Origin of the sequence: uncultured Aurantimicrobium sp. (assembly GCF_936931525.1) — a bacterium.
In the GTDB taxonomy this organism is placed as follows: Bacteria; Actinomycetota; Actinomycetes; order Actinomycetales; family Microbacteriaceae; genus Aurantimicrobium.
In genome coordinates, this window is the sequence record NZ_CAKZII010000092.1 from 1 (window position 1) to 22,634 (window position 22,634).

Genomic DNA, 22,634 nt, shown 5'->3' on the forward strand with positions numbered 1-22,634 from the left:
CTTCTCCCCCGCCTCAAGGCAACCCAGGGCATCATGTTCGACATTGATGGCTGCCTCGTCATCTCAGATGGCCCCAGCGGCGCTGGCGGAAGTGTGCTTCCGGGCGCCATTGAATCCATCAAGCTCGCCCAAGACACTGGCCGTGCATATTGTGTGTTCACCAACGGAACAGCACAGCGTCCCAAGGAGATTGCTCACCACCTGCGTGACATGGGCTTTAACATTCCAGATGAGCTCGTCTTCACCCCTGCAGTTGTCGCAGCCGAGGTCATGAAGGAAAAGTATGGCGACCAGCCCATCCTTGTCTTTGCCGCTGAAGGCATGTTGGAAGACTTCCGCGAGCGCGGCGTGAACGTCGTTGATGTTCCTGCCGCCATCAAAGGCGCCAAGCACGGAGCAGTTGCCGTGGTGATTGGGTGGGACACCAATTTCGGCAAGGACAAGATCCAGCTCGCTGCTGAAGCTATCCGTGATGGTGCAGAGCTCTACTGCACCAGCTATGCGCCTATGTTTGCTTCTGCTGACCGCCTCAACGTCGGCGTCTCTGGCTTTATTACCTCCGGCCTCCTGTTTGTTACAGGCAAGAAGGACTTTGAGATCCTCGGTAAGCCTTCTCAGCACTCGATGAATGTGGTCAGCCGTGTCTTGGGTACTCCTCAGGAGAACATCCTGGTTATCGGTGACGACATCAAGCTCGAATCCACCATGGCGCGCAATGCAGGCGCTTTGGCAGGCCTGGTTCTTACCGGCACAAGCTCACGTGAAGATGCCGAGAATGCAGACCCATCCGTTCAGCCAGAACTGATCGTGAACAGCATGACCGAACTGGTTGATCTGTTTACACAGGCTGACAACAGCTAAGAATTATTTGGCTTCACCCACGCGGTGAATGGACTGCAGGCGAGTGTAGGCATTGATGCCTTCGGGACCGTATTCCATACCCACACCTGAATCCTTCCAACCACCGAACGGTGCTGCCAGGTTGGATGCGTAGAAGTTAATTCCCATCGACCCAGTCTCGATCTGAGCTGCAAGCTCAGCACCGTGGTCAGTGTCGGTAGTGAAGATATTTCCACCCAGGCCGTACGGCGACTGGTTCGCAATGCGCACAGCATCTTGCTCATCCTTATAGGGAACAACTACGAGCACTGGACCAAAGATTTCTTCCTGTGCCACACGCATGGAGTTATCCACGTTGGCAAAGACAGTGGGCTTAGCGAAGTAACCGCGGTCGAGACCCTCAGGGCGGCCTGAGCCACCGGTGGCCACGCGGGCACCCTCTTCTTGGCCGATCTTGATGTAATTGGTCACCGTGTCGAACTGCTTCTTGGAAGCAGAGGGGCCAAAGACGGTCTTCTCATTGAAGGGGTCACCCTGCTGAGAGTTGTTGACTGCACTTGCAACTGCGTCCACAACCTCGTCGTAACGAGACTGGGGAGCAAGAATACGGGTGGCGTTGTAACAGGTCTGGCCCGTGTTGCGAAGGCTGGTGCGGGTTACCGACTTGGCAAAGAACTCCATGTCAGCGTCTTCCAGCACGATACTGGCGGACTTGCCACCGAGTTCCAGAGTTACAGGCTTGAGGAGACGTCCGCACTGCTCTGCCAGGAAGCGACCGACCTCGGTTGAACCGGTGAAGGCAACCTTTGCCACGTCAGGGTGCTCCACGAGAGCGCCCACGGTGTGACGAGTACAAGTAACCAGGTTAATGACACCTTCTGGAAGTCCCGCAGCAACAGATGCTTCCATCAGGATGCGCAGATCGAGAGGTGTTTCACTTGCAGGCTTAATCACGACGGTGCAGCCAGCAATGAGTGCAGGAGCCAGCTTGATCATGACCAAAGCAACGGGGTAGTTCCAGGGAGCAATAAGTGCCGCAACGCCACGGGGGTGGCGGTGAACCTCCGTGTAGTGTCCTGGACGGTCAGGGTAAGGGCGGGAGTCTGTCTTATCGACAAAGTCACCCAGACCTGCGTAGTAACGAAGAAGACCAGCACCGTGACCAGCCGCCAAGCGGGTCTCAGAAATGGGTGTTCCATTTTCGCTGGTGATGATGTTGGCGAGTGCCTCTGCGCGAGCTTCGAACTCATCAGCGAGCTTGCGCATGTAGTTTCCACGCTCGTCGGCGCTGATATCGCGCCATCCCTTACCTCGGAATGCAGCAGATGCCGCAGCAACTGCCTTGTTGATGTCGGCTTCGTCTGCTGCGGGAACCTGTGCCCAGATTTCTTCCGTCGCAGGGTCGGTCACATCAATGAAGACACCGGAACCAGACTTGACCCATTGGCCACCATAAAACAGGTCGTCGGTGTACATCTCTAATGCAGTCATGGGGAATCCGTTTCGATTGTGTTTCTGAAGTTTTAGAGAACGTCGAGGCAGAGCACACGAATGGAGTGCTGCAACTCGGCTTCGGCCATGGCGCGGCCGGTGGGGGTAATCATCTCGGGCATGATGTCTTGTTCCAGCTTGAGTCGAATCTGCTGAGGTGTCTTACCGAACCATTCAGCGGAGAAGCCCAGACCGACAGGGTTGAAGCGCCAGAGGCGGTCTGCATCGCGCATGATCGAGTCCTCGATGCTGTGGCTGACGGGACGAGTGTCGTGACCGTCAATAATGTCGGTCACTTTCTTGATGAACTCATCGTCATAGCCACAGCCAGGAAGAATTTCACGGGCAATGTCACAACCAAAGATTTCGTGCTGAACACGAACATCGCTGGTCATAAAGTTTTCGCTGCGGAAACCTTCGGAGAGAATCTTGTCCTCATCGACTCGAGCCCAACCAGCGTCATGCAGCATCGCTGCAACGCGGGTGACCTGTGGATCAGCCTCCGGGTGAACGTCGAGCAAGAACTCTGCAAAGAGGAGTGTCAGCGGCAAGTGGATGTCATTCATGCGTGAGCGGGTGAAGGGCTCAACGGCTTTCCAGATGTTGTCGACGCTGTCATAGGTGCCAGTGGGGAGTGCCCCGTTACCCAAAGTGGGAACATCCTTCAGGGAGTGTGTGAATTCCATCATGCGCCTTCGTTAGTCAGTGACGAGTGTCTTCAATGCAACAGAGGAGTCTGCTGCTAAATCGGCAGGGATGTTCTGGCCGGCGGTCAATGCACGGCGCACCGCCATATAGTCGAGAACGTCGTTGACGGCATCAACGGCGATGATGCGGCCATTCTTGTAATACAGAACGCTGAACTTGTCTTCGTCAGGGTTTCCGCGGACAACCTGCTGGTCAAATCCTTGCGAAAGGCCCGCCATCTGGAGCTTCAGCTCTGCCTGGTCACTCCAGAACCACGGAACAGCGTGATATTCCTCCGAGCCACCGAGTAATGACTTTGCTGCAAGCTTTGCTTGGTCCACCGCGTTCTGAACGGACTCGAGCATGACCATTCCCTCACCAGTCAACGGGTGAGGAAGCAACGCAACGTCACCGCAGGCAACAACACGAGGGTCTGAGGTTCGAGCGTGAGAGTCGACCACAATGGCGCCGTTATCGCTGACTTCTAGGCCTAGCTGGGTAGCAAGTTCACCGCGAGGGGAAACACCAATGCCAACCATCACTGCATCAGCGGGGATGACGGTGCCATCTGCGAGTTCAACTCCAGAGACAGTGCCGCTCTCACCGTGAAGCTTGGTGACCTTGGAGTCAAGAAGTACCTCGGCACCACGCTTGATGTGGGCTTCGAGGAAGAATTCACTCACCACAGGACCTACAGCACGAGACATTAATCGGTCGCGCGAGTGAACCACAGTGACGTGCTTGTTATATTTGCGAGCTACAGCAGCAACTTCAAGACCAATAAAGCCGCCACCGATGACCACGATGTTGTGGATCTTCTCCCAGCGGGCTTTCAACTCGTTTGCGTCATCCAGCCCACGCATGTAAAGCACACCATCGAGGTCTGCACCCTCGCAGGTCAACCGCTTGGGGTCGGAGCCGGTAGCAAGTGCGAGCTTGTCAAAGGGCAGCTCACGACCGGTTTCGGTCGTGGCAACACCGTGCTTTTCACCCCACGCGAGTGAAACAACCTTCTCCGAAGGGATGACGACAATATTGTTGTCGACATAGAACTGGGGATTACGCAGCTCCAGAGTCTCAGCGTCAGCCTCTCCAGCAAGGTATGCCTTAGAGAGGGGCGGGCGCTGATACGGACCGTGGTGTTCTTCTCCGACAATGGTGACGGAGCCGTCAAAGCCTTCCTCACGGAGCGTGACGGCAATCTGCATTCCTGCCTGGCCGCCACCAATGATGAGGATGTGCTCTGACATGGAATTAGACCTGTTCGGGAGCGATGGTCACCTTGAGACCATCGAGCGCGTCGCTCATCTTGATCTGGCAGCTCAGGCGAGAGCAGTTGGTGCGCTCCGAAGCAGCACCGTCGAGCATGTCATCCTCGAGAGGGCCAGCTTCGCCGGCCTCCGCCAAGAAAGCTTCATCAACGTAAACGTGGCAGGTTGCACATGCACATGCGCCACCGCACTCAGCAACGATGCCCTTGACGCCGTTCTTCACAGCAGTGTCCATGACAGAGTCGCCCACGCGTGCTTCGAGAGTGGTTTCGGTTCCGTCTGGGGAGATATAGGTAACTGAGGGCATGATGTGTCTTCTTGTCTTTCTGGAGGGTTTAGATGAACTGCTTGCCACCATCAACGATGATGGTCTGGCCTGTGATGTAGCCGGCATTGCTACTGGCAAGGAAAAGGGCGGTGCCCACGATGTCTTCAGGCTGGCTGGCGCGCTTGATAGAGCGGCTACTCACACCGTAGTTGGCAGCGTCATCGATTTGAGCCAGGCTTGCCTCGGTGAGGGTAAAGCCAGGAGCAATCGCATTCACGGTGACGTTCTTGGCCCCTGCTTCGCGGGCCATGACTCGAGTCATACCTACGAGTGCACCCTTAGAGGTCACGTAGTGCATCCACAGTGGTGAACCGCTGAAGAAGGTAGCTGACGCAATGTTGATGATGGCTCCGCCATCCATGTGCTTGTAGCAGGCAGCGGAAGCAAGCCAGGGACCCTTGACGTTGACAGCCATGACCTTGTCCCATTCGTCGGGGTCAATGTCCCAGAAGTCACTGCGTTCGAGGGTGGCATAAATTGCAGCGTTGTTGATGAGTACATCAACTGAACCAAAAGCGTCCAGTGTGGACTGCACCATGGCTTCACAGCTGGCCTTATCTGCGACGTTCACCGAAACCGCAATCGCCTTCACGCCTTCTGCTTCAACCAGAGCAACTGTCTCTGCAGCACCGGCGGCGTTCATGTCTGCAATCACTAGGTTCGCACCTTCGCGGGCAAAGCCGAGTGCGAATGCACGGCCTAGCCCACCGGCGGCACCGGTGATGATGACAGTTTTACCAGTCAGTTGTTGTGACATTGGCACGTCCTCTTTCTTGCATCTCTTTCATCTGAATGCTGATGTCCATGGACTCCAGGGCAATAATTGCCAAGGACATGGCTTTACCCGCATCAGTGAATAGGTCGTCATAGGCGCGGTATGCATTGATCCGCAGGGATTCATCCCGGTCGAGTCCAAACCGTGGCATCGCAACATCGATGCCGTGGGGTGAGACTCGCCAAATCTTGTCTGCGTCTTTCACGCAGGAGTCATTGGTACTGAGAGAAGTCAGACGAGTGTCGTGGCCGTCAATGATCTCGCAGATTTCATCAATATCCGCTTCGGCATATCCGACCTCAGTCAGGATTTCCCGGGCAATGCGAGCGCCCTCTTTTTCGTGCTGGTACACAGCCCAGTTGTAGGTTCCATCGCGGTCAGGAGCAATCGCCTGGAAGGCGATCTGCTCGTCCACGGTGGACCAACCGGTGTCATGCAAGATGATCGCCGGAAGCACGATGTGCTCGTTAGCTTCAGGGATGCGAGTGACAAGCTGGTTGGCGATAGCGAAGGAGTACAAAGTGTGTACATCGTTATCGCGGGTTTGCAGGTAGGGAGTTGCGAGCTCCCAGATGCGAGCATCCCGCTCCCCCATGGCCACCAGGCCGGGGACGTTCTGCCACGAAGGAATCTTGTGGGAGACGTCGCGACCTAAGTGGTTGACGGGGGAACGGGATACGCGCTTCATGGTGTGGTGAGTGCTACTTCTTGATGATCTCGACGGTTCCGTTGGTGCCATCGACACGCAACGTCATACCAGTCTTGATGGTGGTCGAAGCGTTACCGGTACCGGTCACAGCAGGGAGTCCGTACTCACGGCAGACGATAGCTGCGTGAGACATCATTCCGCCGATGTCGGTGACGGTAGCACTGATCTTTCCGAATACTGGACCCCATGAAGGAGCAGTAACAGGAGCAACCAGAATTTCACCCTGCTCGAGTTCGCCGAGCTGGTCAGGGCTGAAGATAACGCGAGCCTTACCTTCTGCTACACCACCAGATGCAGCCATACCCTTGAGTTCGTTCTTGTTGCCAGAGTCGGCACCAAGCCACTGCTGAACCTGATCAGTAGTGATACCCCACAGCATGACGGTGAAGGGCTCGCTGATCTCAGCAGGAGGCTCGTTGAATGCAGGTGCTGGACGGTTCTGTGCCAGAGCGTTCACGATCTTTGCACGGCGAGCAATTTCTGCTGGCCAGTACTTAGGACCGATGGGCTCGGTACCGACTGCCCATGCGTTTGCGTAGTCAAACATGACTTCGCGAACACGGTTGCGGTCGATGTACAGAATGTCTTCTGCGTTTGCCCAGAAGCCCTGGTCAGCGAGGAGCTGTCCAAGCTGGCGAACCTTGCGCCAGAAGACACCCATTGTCCAGTGCTCGATGTAGAAGTTGTGGTCTTCTACGTAGGGGTACACAGCGCGTGCGAGGCCGAGCTTGCCCTGGAAGGTCTCCATTGCTTCGCCCGAGAGTGCTTCAGCGTATTCGCCAGCAATACGGTCACGCTCAACGATGAGTGCGTCCTTGGGGCGGTGGAGCTGCTCGCCCTTTGCTGCGCGCTCAACGTAGTCAGCGATGTATCCCACTGGCAAGTCGAGGTTGTCACGCCAGTAAACGTCGGTTCCATAGAAACCGTTACCTACGGTGTAGTTGAACCAAGGGTCCTTAGCGTCTTCGAATGCCTTGAGCCATTCAGCACCCTTGGGGGCTGCTGCAATTGCTGCAAGAGTCTTCTCAGCGTTGATGTGACCTGCGAACTGTGCGGTGAGGCCCAGCTTCACAGCAAGGTCAGCAAGGTTCTTGAGCTCGTCATCTGGACGGAAGAGTACCGAGTCCACACCCATAACCATCTTGGCGATAGCGAGGTCGGGGATTCCGGGGAATGCTTCCTTGCAGAAACCGAAGAAGTCAAGGTACGCAACGTAACCGAGGTTGAGGAACTCGAAGTGGTGCTCCCAGTTGCGGTACACAAGGCTGATCAGACGGTCGTAGTCTTCGAACATCTGAACGGAAGGGTCCATACCCTTACCGCTCTTGATGTCTTCAAGAGGAACCATGTCAGGAAGTGCTTCGAAGTTGATCGCGTCGATCTCTTCGATGTTCTTGAGAACCTTCTTCTTCCAGTTCTCGAGCAGGTCGCCCCAGTTCTGGAAGTAGTGACCAGCACGCTCCATGAAGTGAGGAACACGGTCACCGATGAGCTCAGGAGCTACACCGACGGGGCTGAAGTAGTTGTAACCCATGTGGATACGGAAGTCGATACCGTTCGCTGGGGGAACAATGTAGTGGCGAGTGTTGTAAGCACCGAGGCAGCGAGAAGCGAACTCCACACCAATAACCTCGAAAGGCTTGAACACGTTGGGCCAGTGCTGGGAATCGCAGAACCAGAACTTGGCTTCTTCTTCCTTACGCTGGCTGTCCTGGAAAACCAGGTAATAGGGGTAGAGCTCTTGCCATCCCTCAGCACCCTTAGGGGTCTTGAGTGAGTATGGCGAGGGGAAGCTCTTAGCGGCACGTGGCGACATTGCGACGACCTTTCTTCTTTTCTCGAGGTGGGTGGTGAAGTAGTACTACTTTTTGTTTTTTTCTATCGAAGCCAGAAGCGAGCGCGTGATGGCCTCGATTCCTGCTCCGCCAGAAAGATTTGCTACCGGCGTCTCCTTCTGTGACCACACCGTTTCGGGGCGGCTTTGCAGAAGAAGAACATTTGCGCCATCGGGCAGATCGGCATCGATCGCCCATTCGACGTCTTGAACGCAGCCATAGTGCTTGTCGGCTGCCTTAGCGAGCTTGGCGACAGAGACGATCTCTTCTTCGCTCAAGCTGGGAGAGTTACGACGCTCTTCCTCAACCTCGCGGCGGACGATGCCACCACGGCCGTTGGGAACGAGCTCTTCGTGCTTGTCAGAAACAATGCGGCGAACCACAGAGAGCATGACCTTGTCCACGACGTAGTTGTCGGGGGTAACTTCACCAGAAACAACCATTTCGCCGAGGCCCCAGCTGGAGTCGATCACGATCTTGGTGCGGTCACCGGTGGTGGGGTCGATGGTCATGGCAACTCCTGAAGAACGTGAGTTGACCATCTTCTGCACAGCCACAGCGATAGAAAGGCCTTCGCTGGGGATGTTGTTTGCTTCGCGGTAGCTGATGGCACGTGCGGTGTAGAGAGAAGCCCAGCATTCGCGGACCTTCTGCATCACGTTGTGCTCACCAATAATCCAAAGATAGGTGTCTTGTTGGCCAGCGAAGCTCGCGTCAGGGAGGTCTTCCGCGGTTGCAGAGGAACGAACAGCAACAGGTACTTCTCCGCCACAAATCTCCATCAGACGGTTGTACGCAGCCACAACTTCGAGGCGCACGGCTTCAGGAACTTCCTGAGTCAAGATGAGCTCACGAATGAGTGCAGCCTGGCGGTCCAACTCAGCTGGGTTGTTGTAATCCAGACCCTTGAGGTGAGCGGCAATCTGGTCGTGCAGCTTGGTGTCGTTCATCACAGCGTCGAAAGCGTCGGTGGTGACGGCGAATCCGGGAGGCACAGGCATACCGGCGTTGGTCATGATGACCAACGAGGTGCACTTACCGCCGAGGCGATCGTGCTCGGGAGTTTCCGTGCTGTCAAACGGGAAAGAGTAAAGCGACATTGCTTGATTCCTTAGAGGGTTGTGGTGATTACCAGACGACGGGTACAGCGACGGGAACACGGAAGGAGAGGTTGTCTCCGAACTCAATGTCAGTTCCGGGCGCGAGTTGCATAGTTGGCACATTTTTGACCAATTCTTCGAGAGCAACCTTGGTCTGCAGCTTTCCAAGCATGTTTCCGATGCAGTAGTGAATACCGAATCCGAAGGAGAGGTGCTGACGAGCGTTCTCGCGAGTGATATCGAAGTTGTTGGGGTTTGGGAACATCTCTGGGTCGCGGTTTGCTGAACCCATCAGGACCAGAATCTGCGATTCCTTGGGGATAGCGACACCGTTGATCTCGGTGTCGACCATGGCGGTACGACGCCAGGAGAAGATTGACCCTGCGGTGCGCAGTACTTCTTCCACTGCACCCGGGATCTTTGAAGGGTCTGCCTTGATGGCTTCCCATGCGGTGGGGTTCTGCATGAGCTGAACGACCGAGTTGGAAATCAAGGTGGTGGTGGTCTCGTGGCCTGCAAAGAGAAGGCTGTAGAGGAAAGATGCGATCTCGTGATCAGAGATGTCATCGCCAGCAGCCTGCAGGTTGACCAGGTCAGTCACCAGGTTGTCACCTGGGGTCACCTTGGCGTCAGCAACGAGCTTCTGGCAGAAGTTCCAGTAGGCAACCATGTTGTGTGCGTGTGGGATCTGCTCTTCATCACTGAGGTCGCCCCAGGTCAGAGTTGCACGAGAACCGGCCCACTCTTTGACCTGTTCAATCATGTCCACGGGGACACCAATCAGGGCAAAGATGGTGAGTGTAGGGAGATCCCATGCCAGTTCAGGAAGGATGTCACCGGAGTTGGTGCCCTTAGCCTTCATGGTTTCAATCAGGCGATCAGCATTTTCACGAATGTAGGGTTCAAGAACCTTGTAGCGGCGAGGAGTGAATGCCTTGGTGGCAACCTCACGGATGCGGGTGTGCTCTGGCGGAATGCGGGCAGAAAGACCTGAGTAAGTGGTGAACTTACCTTCTTCCATGACCTTCTTGGCGGATGCGCCAAGGGGGCGGATGGGAGCCTGTGCGTCTTTAGAGGAGAAGAGCTCCCAGTTGTCAAAGACATACTTGACGTCTTCGTAGCGAGAGACAACGAACATGTTGATGCGGTCATCCCACATGACAGGAGCTTCAGCACGGAGTTCTTCACATGCAGGGAAGGGATCGGTCAGTTTGAATGGCACGAATCCGTGGTAGTTCTTACCCATTTGGACTTCGTCAACAACTGTGTTCGACATAAACACATTCCTCCTTGAATACGTATGAATTCATCTTGTAACGAATATCAAGTGGCGTATACAAAAACTTCTCATTGAATGAGAAAGTTAGATGTCTGTTTGTGTAAGTGGAAAAACGGGCGTTAGTGCAGGCCTGCAGTGCCGCCGCGCATGACGTTTTCAATGCGCTCCACCGTGCCTCGCAGCATGGGAAGTAGGCGTGGCACTTCTCGCGAGCGGTGTGAGTCAAATACAAGGCCCACGGCCGCCACAACTCCCCCGTTGAAGACCACAGGAACCGCCAAGGACATGGCATCCAGGCGCATCTGTTCGTTTGTCACGGAGTAGTTGGTTGCACGCACTTCTTCGATGATGGCGCGCAGTTCAACTGGATCGGTCACCGTCTTGGGCGTAGGCGCTTCGAGTTCACGCTCGAGATAAGCATCAACGAACCAGTCGGGCTGGGAAGCCAGCAAAAGCCTGCCCACTGCAGTGGCGTGGAGAGGTAAACGGCCGCCGAGACGAGAAATCTTCGGCATGTGCTTGGTGCCATAAATCTTGTCGACGTAGAGAGACTGAACACCCTCACGAATAGCCATGTGAACGTTCTCGTGAGCAAGTTCAAACAAGTCCTGCAAGAAAGGGTGGGCACGGTCGCGCAAGCGACGTCCCGCCATCTGTCCCAGCTCCCAAATGCGGAAGCCAATCTGATATTTGCCATCAGAACCGCGGCGTAGCCCACCCCACTCTTCCAACTCCGCAATCAGGCGGTAAGTAGTCGACAGAGGCAAATGAGCTCGCTGAGCAATACGCGAGACAGAGAGAGAACCGGTGGTGTTTTCAAAGGCAGCGAGAATACTCAGCGCGCGCGAGGTAACTGACTGCCCGCTCTCGCGAATCTCTGCGTCACCCATGCGGTCACCTCCTATTTGTAACCCGCACCTTCAGTGTAATGAGACGTGCTCATTTCATTCAACGAAAAAGATCAGGGCTGCCGCTACCCAGAATCCCAACAACATAAAGGGCCCAAAAGGAATCCGAGTCTGCTTGGTCACTTCCCATGCTTGCTTCAACGGAAGATCAGAGCGCTTGGCGAACGTGGCAATCAGCACCACAAGTGACGCCACTCCCCCGGCAACAAAGGCCAGCACAGGCGACAAGATGGCCGCTGGGACACCAATAAGTCCTGCTGCGCCTCCCAGTAGGCCAGCGAGTTTCACGTCTCCCATGCCCATCCCGCCGCCATAGCTGAGCAACAGCATGAAGGTGAAGTATCCGGCAGCAGCAATCGCCGGAATCATCGGGTATTCACCCGTGGTCATCCAGACGCCAATCCACGCAATGACCAGTGCCGCATAACCAGGCATCACCCACACATTAGGGAGCTTGTGGGTCTTCCAATCAATACGCACTAACGGAATCGTCACCACCGCGAGGTAAGCGAGGGGAATGATTTGCCACAGCGTCATGCCCAGACACTAATGCAGAAAGCCCTCGCTTGGCGAGGGCTTTCCACAGTCCGCGGGTGAGCCGACGAAGAGTGTTCTCCTCCCCGACTATTCGCGTGGCGTTTAGAGGACTTCCTGGCGCTCCAGGAGGTCGGTGACGAGCGCGGCGATTGCGGAGCGCTCGGAGCGGGTCAGGGTGATGTGACCAAAGAGGGGTTGACCCTTGAGGCTTTCAATCACGCTGGCGATACCGTCATGGCGGCCAACCCGGAGGTTGTCTCGCTGGGCAACATCGTGGGTCAAGATCACACGGGAGTTCTGACCAATACGGCTGAGCACCGTCAGGAGAACATTGCGCTCTAGAGACTGCGCCTCATCCACGATGACGAAGGCATCGTGGAGTGAACGGCCACGGATGTGGGTCAGTGGAAGCACCTCGAGGATGCCGCGGTCCACGACCTCATTCATCACGTTGTCCGAGACGAGAGCACCGAGGGTGTCAAAGATTGCTTGACCCCAGGGGTTCATCTTCTCGTCCTTGTCACCAGGGAGGTAACCAAGTTCTTGGCCACCTACTGCATAGAGAGGACGGAACACGATGATCTTCTTGTGCTGCTGGCGCTCGAGCACTGCTTCCAGCCCGGCACACAGCGCCAGAGCTGACTTACCAGTTCCTGCAGATCCACCCATGGAGATGATTCCCATGCTGGGGTCTAGCAACATGTCGATAGCGAGGCGCTGCTCGGCCGAACGGCCGTGCAGCCCGAACAGGTCGCGGTCAGCGCGGATGAGGTTGATCTCGCCGCGATCTGTCACACGACCCAGTGCAGAGCCCCGGTCGGAGTGGATCACGAGCCCGGTGTTGATGGGGGTGTCTTTCACAACGCTGGTGCGAATGACTTCTTCTTCATAGAGAACAGCCATCTCATCAGCGCTGAGGGTGATCTCTTCCATGCCGGTCCAGCCACTGTCGACAGCAAGCTCAGCACGGTATTCCTCGGCACTCATACCAATGGATGATGCTTTGACGCGCATGGGGAGGTCTTTGGACACCACGGTGACGTTCAGGCCATCGTTGGCGAGGTTCATGGCGACAGCCAAGATGCGGCTGTCGTTGTCCCCGAGCTGGAGCCCCGAAGGAAGCACTGCTTGGTTGGAGTGGTTCAGCTCAACTCGAAGCGAACCGCCCTCCCCGATGGGGATGGGGAAGTCGAGACGTTCGTGCTTGACGCGCAGGTCGTCAAGGATGCGCAGTGCCTGACGAGCGAAGTAACCGATTTCTGGATCATGTCGTTTCTTCTCGAGCTCACTAATCACCACCACGGGAATGACCACCGCATGCTCCGCGAAGCGGAAGAGTGCCTGGGGGTCAGACAACAAAACCGAGGTATCTAAGACATAGACACGCTCGGTTGTAGATGAGGAAGTGGACTTCTGGCGCTGACCGGACTGACCAGTCTTAGCGCCACTACTTTGTGGGCTCATGTGATGAAAGTACGACCGAGGAGACACACTTCAGTGACGACACGCCCTGTGTTCATCTAAGTGTCACCGGCACGAAATGTTCGGTCGGTCTCGATGAGGTTTCTAGCCGCCGAAGCGACGTTCACGACGTGAGTAGTCACGCATCGCGCGAAGGAAATCCACCTCTCGAAGGTCGGGGTAGAGCGCTTCCACAAAGTAGAACTCAGAGTGCGCGCTTTGCCACAACATGAAGTCAGACAGGCGCTGTTCCCCGGAGGTGCGAATCACAAGGTCAGGGTCTGGCAGTCCGCCGGTGTAGAGGTGATCGCTGATGAGTTCAGGGGTGAGCTTGTCTGCAAGCTGGTCCAGGCTGCCGCCATGACCTTGGTGTTCGGAGATGATGCTACGCACCGCGTCAGCGATCTCGGCACGGCCGCCGTAACCAATAGCCAGGTTCACGTGCAGGCCAGTGTTGTTCTTGGTGCGATCTTCTGCCTCGAGAAGTGTCGCAAGAAGATCCTTCGGAAGGACATCGTCCTTACCCACGTGGTTGATTTTCCAGTTGCGGAAATGCGAGAGGCCTTCTGCCAGTTCGCCAATGATGCCGTAGAGCTCTCCGAGCTCTCCCTGGTCACGACCGGTGAGGTTATCTGTGGAGAGAAGATACAGCGTGACCATGCCAATGCCGATTTCGTCACACCACACCAGGAACTCGGGAACCTTCTGGGCACCCGCACGGTGACCGTGCGAAGGGTTCTCTAAGAACCGCTCCCTGGCCCACCGTCGGTTGCCGTCAACAATCATTCCAATGTGGTGCGGAAGATTGTCTTTGTTGAGCCCCCGACGCAGACGCTTTTGGTACAGGCCGTAGAGCAGACCTGTCTTATTTGCGCGCGACATCACGTCCCCGACTTTACCGAAACAACAGCCTCAACATCAGGGGCTACGCCCAGCTTCGTCACAATCAACAGGCGTAGGCTGAAAAACATGAGCTTGCCGCTAATCGAAGATGCTGAGTCCTACCCCCACGTTGAGGTGAAGCCCACCTGGCGTGGCTGGATTCACACCGGTACCTTCCCCCTGGCTATAGCTGCGGGAATTGTCCTGATTGTGCTGGCTGATGGCCCCGCAGCAAAGTGGAGCTCCGCAGTCTTCATGACCACTTCGCTCTTGCTGTTTGGGATCTCTGCGCTCTATCACCGCTTCAATTGGAGCCCCAAGGCCAAGGTCATGCTCAAGCGCTTTGACCACGCGAACATCTTCTTGCTTATTGCCGGTACATATACGCCTCTGGCGGTACTGGCGCTGCCACCCAGCAAGGGCGTGCTGCTGCTGGTCATGGTCTGGATTGGTGCGACTCTAGGAATCTTGTTCCGGGTGTTCTGGGTGCACGCACCACGTTGGCTCTACGTTGCTCTGTACATCCTGCTTGGCTGGGCCGCCATGATGTACGTGGTTGACCTCTTCCAAGCCAACGTGGCCATGATGGTGCTCGTCATCCTGGGTGGTCTTGCGTACACCGCAGGTGCTGTGATCTATGGCATGAAGAAGCCCAACCCCATTCCTGGAGTTTTCGGCTTCCACGAGATTTTCCACACCCTCACGGTGGTGGCATTTATGTGCCACTGGACGGCAATCTTGCTGATTGCTCTGCACCCCGCTTATAACGCTTAGAGGTTGTTGTCCGCCCAGACGACGATTGCGTCGTAGTGATACTTACCTAGGCCTTCGGCAATACCTTCATAGGTATCCCGATAGGGCGAGGGCATGATGTAACTGAGTGCCAAGTTCTTGTAGGCCTCGCGAGTGGGCTTCCAGAACTGGGAAGTGAATTCGTAGTGCTGACGCACTGCTTCCTGGACTGCATTAGCGCTCGCAGGCAAACCTTCGTTCATGCCAGCAACAAACTGCTGTGTAATGGCGTCAAAAGCAGCTGTGAACTGTTCGTTCTGCTCTTTCGAGAAGTCATTGCTGTATTGCTCTGAATACATCCCAAACTGGTTGGACATTGCGCTACTTCTCTGAGGCTGAACCTTCGGCAGCTTCTTCAGCGTCCAGTTTGGACTGAATGTCTGCACGCATGTTGACCTTGCGCATCCGGCGAACCATGTCCAGAAGCAAGAGCAAGGTCAGGCCAGCAACCAGGATGGTGGCAAAGAAACCAACAGCACCAGGTGAGACCAACTGTGGGTCAATGGTTTCTTCTGCAAACAGCACGGTTCCTCCGAGGGGTTTCTAGCCAATAGCCTTGATATAGAGCGTACCGCCGAAAACCTGTGAGCCCGCTTTGCACAAGGAGTCCCATGAGCACCGAGAACACTCTCGCTGACCGCTATGGTCGTCCAGCGACTCCTCGGGGACCCATCCGCCGCAACCTCGGCGTGATCATCACCTCAGCAGTGATCATCATTGCAGTCATGGCCTGGGGCATCAGTACCGACGCGATGGGCTTTGGCCCCAAAGCAGAAGCCAGAGACCTCGGCTACAACAGCCTGACGGACACGAGCGTGACCGTGGAATTCGAGCTGACGGCAACGCCAGGCCACGAAGTGGCCTGCGCTATCCAAGCACAGAACACTTCCTTTGCCATTGTGGGGTGGAAGGTCTTTGTCTACCCACCATCCGAGCAGCGCATCCGCGATATTTCAGAGACCATCATCACCAGCCAGCCCGCCACCACGGGTTTGGTTTACCGTTGTTGGCTCACCTAGGCTGAAACCTATGGCTAGCGAAGAAATCAAAGAAACATGGCTCACCCAAGAGGCGTATGACCGTCTCAAGGGAGAACTCGACACCCTCAGCGTTCAGGGTCGTGAAGAGATTGCCAAGCGTATTGAAGCTGCCCGCGAAGAGGGTGACCTCAAGGAGAACGGTGGCTACCACGCTGCTAAGGACGAGCAGGGAAAGATCGAAGCTCGTATTCGCACCCTGACCGCACTGCTCAAGGACGTCAAGGTCGGCGAAGCTCCTGAGAGCCACGGCATTGTGGAGACCGGAACGGTCATCACCGCCAACATTGCTGGCGAAGAATCTGTGTTCCTGCTCGGTAACCGTGAGATTGCTGCCGGAACCGACTACACCGTCTATAGCGAAAGCAGCCCCATGGGTGCTGCCATCCTGGGCCTCAAGGTCGGCGAGAAGACTGTCTTCACTGCCCCTAACGGCAAAGACATTGCCGTTGAGGTTATCAACGTGGCCACGTTCACCGGCTAACTGAGCTTTAAACAACAACGCCTCCCTACGGGGAGGCGTTGTTCGTTAAGACTTAGATGTCGTCGCTAATGCGAACCTTGAAACCTTCATCGCGCAGTGCCTTGACGACCTGCTTGCGGTGTTCCTTGCCACGGGTTTCGATGTGGAGTTCGAGCTCAACTTCACTGATCTGCAGTCCGCGTCCGTGACGAGTGTGAAGTACCTCAACAACGTTGGCGTTCTGCTCAGAGACGATCTCTGCTGTGCGAGCTAGCTGACCGGGACGGTCAGGGAGCATGACGCGGAGCTTGAGGTAACGCTCAGAGGCAGCAAGACCGTGACCCACGATGCGCTGAAGCAGTAGAGGGTCAATGTTTCCACCGGAGAGGATGGCTACGGTCTTTCCAGATTTCTTAATCTTCTTGGCCATGATGGCGGCAACGCCCACAGCACCTGCTGGCTCGACGACGAGCTTTGCTCGCTCGAGCAGCATGACCAATGCACGTGCGGTGTCATCGTCAGAGACGGTGACGACTTCATCAACGGTGTCCTTGATGATCTCGAAGTTCAGAGTTCCCGGGCGCGCAACGGCAATACCGTCACAAATCGTGGGATGAACATCCACAGTGACGGGTTCACCAGCAGCCAGCGATGCGGGATAGGCCGAAGCGTTCTCTGCCTGCACACCAATGATGCGCACGGTGCGGCCCAATTTGGCAGCCTTCTGCTTCACTGCAGAGGCAACACCAGAGATGAGGCCACCGCCACCGATAGGAACAATGATGGTGTCCACGTCAGGAACTTCGTCCAGGATTTCAAGACCGAGAGTTCCTTGACCAGCAACCACGTGCTCGTGATCGAAAGGAGCAATGAAGATGGCGCCAGACTCGGCAGCGAAATCTTTGGCAGCTTTGAGCGACTCGTTGAAGATGTTTCCAGTGAGAACTACCTCAGCACCGTATTCACGAGTTGCTTCGAGCTTGGGAAGAGCAACACCCAGAGGCATAAAGATGGTCGCCTTGATTCCGAGCTCTCGAGCAGCGAGAGCCACACCCTGAGCGTGGTTGCCTGCGGATGCGGCAATGACACCTTTTGCTCGCTCTTCGGCGGTGAGCTGGGAAAGACGGTTGTAAGCACCACGGAGCTTGTAGCTTCCGGTGCGCTGCAGGTTTTCGCACTTGAGGAAGACTTCCGAACCCAGAACGCTGCTGAGGTAACGAGAAGTTTCCATCGGGGTGGACTGTGCCACCTTGGCCACGGTGGCGCGGGCAGCCTCAAACTCTTCCAGAGTGGGGCCAGCGACGTGCTTCGAGGTCATAACCAAATCTTAGGGCACTAGAACTTTCCACCCATTTCGTGGAGACGCTCAATGCGCTCCGCGATGGGTGGGTGGGTCGAGAGCATGCGCTCTGCCAGGCCTGGCTTCTCGGGGTCTGCAATCCACATGTGAGCCATGCTCGAGCTCTGCTTTTGCATGGGGCGTCCATAGGCGCCCAACTTCTGCAGGGCACTAGCCAAGGCTTCAGGGTGGCGAGTGGTGAGTGCTCCCGTGGCATCTGCAAGGTATTCACGCTGGCGGGAAATCGCGAGCTGAACCATGGTGGCAACCAAAGGGGCAATGATCATGGCCACCAGGCCAAAGATCATCACCACAGGGTTTCCGCCACCACCGTTGTCGTCTCGGCGATTTCCAGCAAAGAAGGACATGCGCACAAGCATGTCTGCGAGGAAACCGACGGCGACAACTAAACCAAACACAATCATGGAGACGCGAATGTCGTAGTTGCGCACGTGACCGAGCTCGTGAGCCATGATGCCTTCGAGCTCAGCGTCATCCATCAGATCAAGAAGTCCAGAGGTGGCAGCAACCGAGGCATGCTGTGGATCGCGTCCCGTTGCAAAGGCGTTGGGGGCTTGATCATTGATGATGTAGACCTTGGGCATGGGAGTGCCTGTGGCAATGCAGAGGTTCTCCACGATTCGGAACAACCTGGGGTTGTCTGCCTTCTGAATCTCGATGGCACCCGCCATCGAGAGCGCCTGGGACCCAGCAAGGTAGTACTGGAACCAGGCGTAGGCAGCAGCGATGACCACCGTGAAGATGGCGATATTGATATCGCCATACATATAGGCAGCGAACCAGCCCAAGCCACCAATGATGATGAGGAACACCAACATGATGAAGATGGTGTTGCGCTTATTCGCAGCAATAGCGGAATACATAGAGCTCTAGCTCTCGAGGGTTCTGATTAGAACTGAATACGTGGAGGCTCAGCAATTGCTGCAGCGTCCGCAACATCGAAGAAGTCGCGCTTGTCGAACTTCAACTTGTTTGCCCACATGTTGTTGGGGAAGGTGAGGATCTTGGTGTTGAACTCACGAACGCCACCGTTATAGAAACGGCGAGCAGCCTGGATCTTATCTTCGGTGTCGACGAGTTCACCCTGGAGCTGGAGGAAGTTTTCACTGGCGTGCAGTTGAGGGTAGGCCTCTGCCACAGCAAAGATGCTCTTCAGTGCAGATTGCATGTGGCCTTCAGCCTCTGCTGCGGCAGCAGGGGTGCTGGCAGAAAGAGTCTCGGCACGAGCCTTGGTGACAGCCTCAAAGACGCCCTTTTCGTGGGCGGCATATCCCTTAACTGTTTCAATCAGGTTCGGAATGAGATCCGCACGGCGCTTGAGCTGGACGGTAATGTCACTCCACGCTTCGTCAACGCGAACGTTGAGGGTAACCAGCGCGTTGTATGTCGACCACAGGTAAATACCTACGACGGCGGCGATAACAACAATGAGACCAAGTACGGGGAGCAGTACATCCATGCCTCCATGTTACGACGAGAAAGCTGGATGTCTGCCGAGAGAATCGTGAATACATCTTCTCTGATTGCAGGAACCTTTCCTTACTAGGCTTGAGCAATGTCTACCCAGCGCAAGCGCCTGATTCACCCAGCGTGGATTGTTGCCGCGGTGGGCTTCCTAGCCCTGGTGGGCGCTGCCGGTTTCCGCTCTGCTCCCGGCGTCATGATGGTGCCCCTAGAAGAAGAATTTGGCTGGGGTAGCGCCACGATTTCTCTGGCTATCGCCATCAACATTTTGCTTTTTGGGCTCACCGCCCCCTTCGCTGCAGCACTGATGAACCGCTTTGGTCTGAGGAAAGTCACTACGGCGGCGCTTCTCCTCATCTCTGCAGGTAGTGCCCTCAGTATCTTTGCCACCACTCCCTTCGTATTGATTCTCACCTGGGGAATTCTGATCGGCCTGGGCTCAGGATCTATGGCGCTGGTTTTTGCGGCAACAATCACCAACACCTGGTTCGTTGCTCGACGAGGACTTGTCTCAGGAATTCTCTCCGCAGGAAGCGCAACAGGACAGTTGGCCTTTTTGCCTGTGATGGCTGGACTTGTCACCACCACCGGCTGGAGGGCGGCTTCGCTCGTGATGGCAGGTGCCGCCCTGGCCGTCGTGCCACTGATCTTGCTGTTTATGCGCAATTCACCAGCCGACCTGGGTGTTCGCCGTTTCGGCGAGAGCGAAAAGGCAGCTGAGAAGGCAGCCGCGGAAACAGCTGCTTCTCCTCCCACCGGCAACCCTGCAAAGTATGCCCTCACCGTGTTACGCGAGGCAGCCAGGACCCGCACCTTCTGGGCACTCGCTGCAGGCTTTGCTATCTGCGGGGCAACAACCAATGGGCTCATTGGCGTGCACTTCATTCCTTCAGCACACGATCACGGGATGCCCGAGACAACAGCAGCTGGGCTACTGGCAGCTGTGGGTATTTTCGACATTGTCGGAACAGTTGCTTCTGGTTGGCTGACTGACCGAGTGAACCCACGGATTCTGTTAGGCATCTACTACTTCGGCCGAGGAATCTCTTTACTTCTGCTGCCGGTGTTGCTCTCGGCAACCATCCAGCCCAGCCTGATCATTTTCATCGTGGTTTATGGGCTGGACTGGGTTGCCACCGTTCCACCCACCATTGCCATTTGTAATGAAGTGTTTGGAAAGAAAGGTCCCATCGTTTTCGGCTGGGTCTATGCAGCACACCAGGTTGGTGCGTCTATCGCCGCATTGGCTGCTGGTGTTATCCGTGACCAAACCGGTGAATACACCTTGGCTTGGTTTGGAGCTGCGGCATTATGTGCTGTGGCAGCGTGGATCAGCTTCCGCATTCGAAAGGCACCTGCACCTGTCTCCTAACGCATATTCAGGCATAAATCGGCGGAGAAGTTTCCGTCTTGTACCCCACGGGAATACACTTTTCTCAACCTGTTAAGAGACGGACAGGTTAGAGACAATGGAGTCCCTCCCTTATGCAACACATTCCCGACCTTGTCGAGGCTGCTCGAGTGCAGCTCCAAGGACTTGTAGGCACCAGTACTCGTGGTGCTCAAGATTTACTCGACCGCTTTGACCGCTGGGGTGGGGACCTCGTGGAAGCACTCGCTGAGATTTACCCGATCGAGACGGCTCTTCCTCAACTCATCGAAGTGATGGCTGCGGCGCACCTGCAACGAGATGAATCTTTACAGCAACGAGACCGCGAGCGCGTGCTGGCACAAGACTGGTTCCAAAGCCCCGAAACTATTGGCTACGTGGCCTATGCAGACCTCTTTGCAAAGAACCTCAAAGGCATCACTAAGCGCATTCCCTACTTAGAGAACCTCGGTGTGACCTACCTGCACCTGCTTCCCATCTTGAAGCCTCGGCCAGGTGCGAACGACGGCGGCTATGCCGTGATGGACTATCGCTCACTGCGCGAAGATTTAGGTTCCATGAAGGAACTGCGCTCCACAGCAGACAAGCTGCATGACTCTGGCATTTCACTAACCCTCGATCTCGTGCTCAACCACGTTGCACTCGAGCACGAATGGGCAGAGAAAGCACGCTCAGGTGATGCCACCTATCGCGATTACTTCTATGTCTATCCAGACCGCACCATTCCTGATCAGTTCGAGAAGAGCTTGCTAGAAGTCTTCCCTGACTTTGCTCCTGGTAACTTCACCTGGGATGACGACCTCAAGGGCTGGGTCTGGACCACCTTCAACTCCTACCAATGGGATGTGAACTGGTCGAACCCTGCTGTGTTCTGCGACTACGCAGACATTATTGCGAACCTGGCTAACCACGGCGTTGACTGCATTCGCCTTGATGCCATTGCATTTATGTGGAAGCGGATGGGAACCATCTGTCAGGGTGAACCCGAGGTTCATGTCATTACCCAGGCACTGCGCGCATTCACCAAGATCTTCTCCCCTGCCATGATTTTCAAAGCTGAAGCGATCGTGGGGCCCGCCCAGGTTGGCGCTTACTTCGGTGAGGGCAAGCATGCCGGCAAGGTTTCTGACCTCGCGTATCACAACAGCTTGATGGTGCAGATTTGGTCCGCTATCGCAGCCAAGGATGCCACCCTCATGGTTCACACCATGTCCCGCTTTGCAGGGCTCCCCAGCACCACGGCGTGGGGCGTCTACCTGCGTTGCCACGATGACATTGGCTGGGCGATCGATGACACCGATGCCCACGAAGTGGGCCTGAATGGTCACGACCACCGCATGTTCTTAGCTGAATACTTCGAAGGCAGCTTCTATGGCTCCCTGGCCACAGGTGAAGCCTTTATGCCCGACCCCGTCAGTGGTGAGCGCAGAACCTCAGGTACCGGCGCCAGCTTGGCGGGTATTGAGAAGGCCCTCAAGCTCAAAGACGACAAACAGCTTGCTCTCGCCATTGAACGCTACCTCTGCGCCTACACAATGGTCTTTGGTTTCGGCGGAATCCCTCTGCTCTACATGGGCGATGAGATTGGTCTACTCAACGACCACAGCTATCTCAAGGACGAAACAAAGGCCGAAGATAACCGCTGGTTACACCGACCCAAGATGAATTGGAAAGTCGCTGACGCAGCAGCTTCTGGTGAGCTCAACGACAAGGCTGCGGGCATGATTTATAACCGCATGAAGCACGTCATCGAAGTAAGGAAGACGTTGCCTTCCCTTCATGCCAGCGTTGCCACGAAGGTCCGCAAGGGCACGGGTCAAGGAGTGGTCATCTTCGATCGCGTTCACCCTGCAGGAGATATTGTGCAGGTCTATAACCTTTCAGACAGTCCAAGGTGGCTATCTGCATCAGAACTCGGAACTCTCACCACCAAGGTGACCGACCACCTCACGGGTCACACTTTCGACATTGGAACTGGGGTTCCCCTCGCCCCCTATGAGATGCGTTGGTTTAGTCAGGCCTAAC

The 22,634-nt window shown here is 55.8% G+C and carries 24 protein-coding genes; 6 read left to right on the forward strand and 18 right to left on the reverse strand.

Annotation, left to right across the window (positions count from 1 at the left end; translation table 11 throughout):
- A partial coding sequence (locus Q0362_RS04300; RefSeq protein ID WP_298120217.1) for an HAD-IIA family hydrolase occupies nt 1-861 on the forward strand: 861 nt, incomplete at its 5' end.
- A gap of 3 nt (nt 862-864) precedes the next feature.
- On the opposite strand, the gene Q0362_RS04305 is transcribed toward Q0362_RS04300, so the two are convergent.
- From Q0362_RS04305 to Q0362_RS04365, 13 genes are all read right to left on the reverse strand, one after another.
- Nucleotides 865-2,331, reverse strand: coding sequence for an aldehyde dehydrogenase (locus tag Q0362_RS04305; protein ID WP_298120219.1), 1,467 nt, complete (start codon nt 2,329-2,331; stop codon nt 865-867).
- A 32-nt stretch (nt 2,332-2,363) separates the two neighbouring features.
- Nucleotides 2,364-3,020: an HD domain-containing protein gene (locus Q0362_RS04310; RefSeq protein WP_298120222.1), complete on the reverse strand. Its 657-nt coding sequence runs from the start codon at nt 3,018-3,020 to the stop codon at nt 2,364-2,366.
- Between the two features lie 9 nt (nt 3,021-3,029).
- Nucleotides 3,030-4,268: an NAD(P)/FAD-dependent oxidoreductase gene (locus Q0362_RS04315; protein ID WP_298120224.1), complete on the reverse strand. Its 1,239-nt coding sequence runs from the start codon at nt 4,266-4,268 to the stop codon at nt 3,030-3,032.
- A gap of 4 nt (nt 4,269-4,272) precedes the next feature.
- On the reverse strand, nt 4,273-4,596 hold the full coding sequence (locus Q0362_RS04320; RefSeq protein ID WP_280794105.1) for a 2Fe-2S iron-sulfur cluster-binding protein: 324 nt from the start codon (nt 4,594-4,596) through the stop codon (nt 4,273-4,275).
- A gap of 28 nt (nt 4,597-4,624) precedes the next feature.
- Nucleotides 4,625-5,374, reverse strand: a complete 750-nt coding sequence (locus Q0362_RS04325) for an SDR family NAD(P)-dependent oxidoreductase (RefSeq protein WP_280794104.1) — start codon at nt 5,372-5,374, stop codon at nt 4,625-4,627.
- A complete protein-coding gene (locus tag Q0362_RS04330) occupies nt 5,352-6,080 on the reverse strand; it encodes an HD domain-containing protein (protein ID WP_298120229.1) in 729 nt (242 codons plus the stop codon). Before Q0362_RS04330 ends, Q0362_RS04325 begins: the two co-directional genes overlap by 23 nt.
- 13 nt (nt 6,081-6,093) lie before the next feature.
- On the reverse strand, nt 6,094-7,917 hold the full coding sequence (locus Q0362_RS04335; protein ID WP_298120232.1) for a PEP-utilizing enzyme: 1,824 nt from the start codon (nt 7,915-7,917) through the stop codon (nt 6,094-6,096).
- 45 nt (nt 7,918-7,962) lie between these two features.
- Nucleotides 7,963-9,036, reverse strand: coding sequence for a PEP/pyruvate-binding domain-containing protein (locus Q0362_RS04340; RefSeq protein ID WP_298120237.1), 1,074 nt, complete (start codon nt 9,034-9,036; stop codon nt 7,963-7,965).
- A gap of 28 nt (nt 9,037-9,064) precedes the next feature.
- On the reverse strand, nt 9,065-10,312 hold the full coding sequence (locus Q0362_RS04345; RefSeq protein WP_298120240.1) for a cytochrome P450: 1,248 nt from the start codon (nt 10,310-10,312) through the stop codon (nt 9,065-9,067).
- A gap of 122 nt (nt 10,313-10,434) precedes the next feature.
- On the reverse strand, nt 10,435-11,205 hold the full coding sequence (locus tag Q0362_RS04350) for an IclR family transcriptional regulator (protein ID WP_280794099.1): 771 nt from the start codon (nt 11,203-11,205) through the stop codon (nt 10,435-10,437).
- Between the two features lie 54 nt (nt 11,206-11,259).
- Nucleotides 11,260-11,760, reverse strand: a complete 501-nt coding sequence (locus Q0362_RS04355) for a prepilin peptidase (protein ID WP_298120245.1) — start codon at nt 11,758-11,760, stop codon at nt 11,260-11,262.
- A 102-nt stretch (nt 11,761-11,862) separates the two neighbouring features.
- A complete protein-coding gene (locus Q0362_RS04360; RefSeq protein WP_298120248.1) occupies nt 11,863-13,224 on the reverse strand; it encodes a PhoH family protein in 1,362 nt (453 codons plus the stop codon).
- 102 nt (nt 13,225-13,326) lie between these two features.
- Nucleotides 13,327-14,103, reverse strand: a complete 777-nt coding sequence (locus Q0362_RS04365) for an isoprenyl transferase (RefSeq protein ID WP_298120251.1) — start codon at nt 14,101-14,103, stop codon at nt 13,327-13,329.
- Between the two features lie 87 nt (nt 14,104-14,190).
- Between Q0362_RS04365 and Q0362_RS04370 the strand changes: the two genes are divergently transcribed.
- Nucleotides 14,191-14,877, forward strand: coding sequence for a hemolysin III family protein (locus Q0362_RS04370; RefSeq protein ID WP_298120254.1), 687 nt, complete (start codon nt 14,191-14,193; stop codon nt 14,875-14,877).
- Here Q0362_RS04370 and Q0362_RS04375 read toward each other — a convergent pair.
- Nucleotides 14,874-15,212 carry a TipAS antibiotic-recognition domain-containing protein gene (locus tag Q0362_RS04375; RefSeq protein WP_298120257.1) on the reverse strand — a complete coding sequence of 113 codons (339 nt, stop codon included), beginning with the start codon at nt 15,210-15,212 and terminating at the stop codon, nt 14,874-14,876. The two genes, Q0362_RS04370 and Q0362_RS04375, sit on opposite strands and share 4 nt — an antisense overlap.
- A gap of 4 nt (nt 15,213-15,216) precedes the next feature.
- On the reverse strand, nt 15,217-15,420 hold the full coding sequence (locus tag Q0362_RS04380) for a hypothetical protein (RefSeq protein ID WP_298120259.1): 204 nt from the start codon (nt 15,418-15,420) through the stop codon (nt 15,217-15,219).
- A gap of 86 nt (nt 15,421-15,506) precedes the next feature.
- Here Q0362_RS04380 and Q0362_RS04385 point away from each other — a divergent pair, with 86 nt between their 5' ends.
- Both Q0362_RS04385 and greA read left to right on the forward strand, forming a co-directional pair.
- On the forward strand, nt 15,507-15,914 hold the full coding sequence (locus tag Q0362_RS04385; RefSeq protein WP_298120262.1) for a DUF4307 domain-containing protein: 408 nt from the start codon (nt 15,507-15,509) through the stop codon (nt 15,912-15,914).
- Nucleotides 15,915-15,924: 10 nt separating this feature from the next.
- Nucleotides 15,925-16,416: a transcription elongation factor GreA gene (greA, locus tag Q0362_RS04390; RefSeq protein ID WP_298120265.1), complete on the forward strand. Its 492-nt coding sequence runs from the start codon at nt 15,925-15,927 to the stop codon at nt 16,414-16,416.
- Nucleotides 16,417-16,468: 52 nt separating this feature from the next.
- Here greA and ilvA read toward each other — a convergent pair whose 3' ends face one another.
- From ilvA to Q0362_RS04405, 3 genes are read right to left on the reverse strand one after another with little or no spacing between them, the layout of a single operon-like run.
- Complete coding sequence (gene ilvA, locus Q0362_RS04395) at nt 16,469-17,713, reverse strand: threonine ammonia-lyase (RefSeq protein WP_298120268.1); 1,245 nt, start codon at nt 17,711-17,713, stop codon at nt 16,469-16,471.
- A gap of 17 nt (nt 17,714-17,730) precedes the next feature.
- A complete protein-coding gene (locus tag Q0362_RS04400; RefSeq protein WP_280805780.1) occupies nt 17,731-18,618 on the reverse strand; it encodes a M48 family metalloprotease in 888 nt (295 codons plus the stop codon).
- A gap of 26 nt (nt 18,619-18,644) precedes the next feature.
- A complete protein-coding gene (locus Q0362_RS04405; protein ID WP_280794089.1) occupies nt 18,645-19,214 on the reverse strand; it encodes a LemA family protein in 570 nt (189 codons plus the stop codon).
- Between the two features lie 96 nt (nt 19,215-19,310).
- On the opposite strand from Q0362_RS04405, the gene Q0362_RS04410 reads away from it, so the two are divergent.
- On the forward strand, nt 19,311-20,591 hold the full coding sequence (locus Q0362_RS04410) for an MFS transporter (protein ID WP_298120278.1): 1,281 nt from the start codon (nt 19,311-19,313) through the stop codon (nt 20,589-20,591).
- A 113-nt stretch (nt 20,592-20,704) separates the two neighbouring features.
- Nucleotides 20,705-22,633: an alpha-amylase family protein gene (locus Q0362_RS04415; RefSeq protein WP_298120281.1), complete on the forward strand. Its 1,929-nt coding sequence runs from the start codon at nt 20,705-20,707 to the stop codon at nt 22,631-22,633.
- The last annotated feature ends 1 nt before the right edge of the window (nt 22,634 follow it).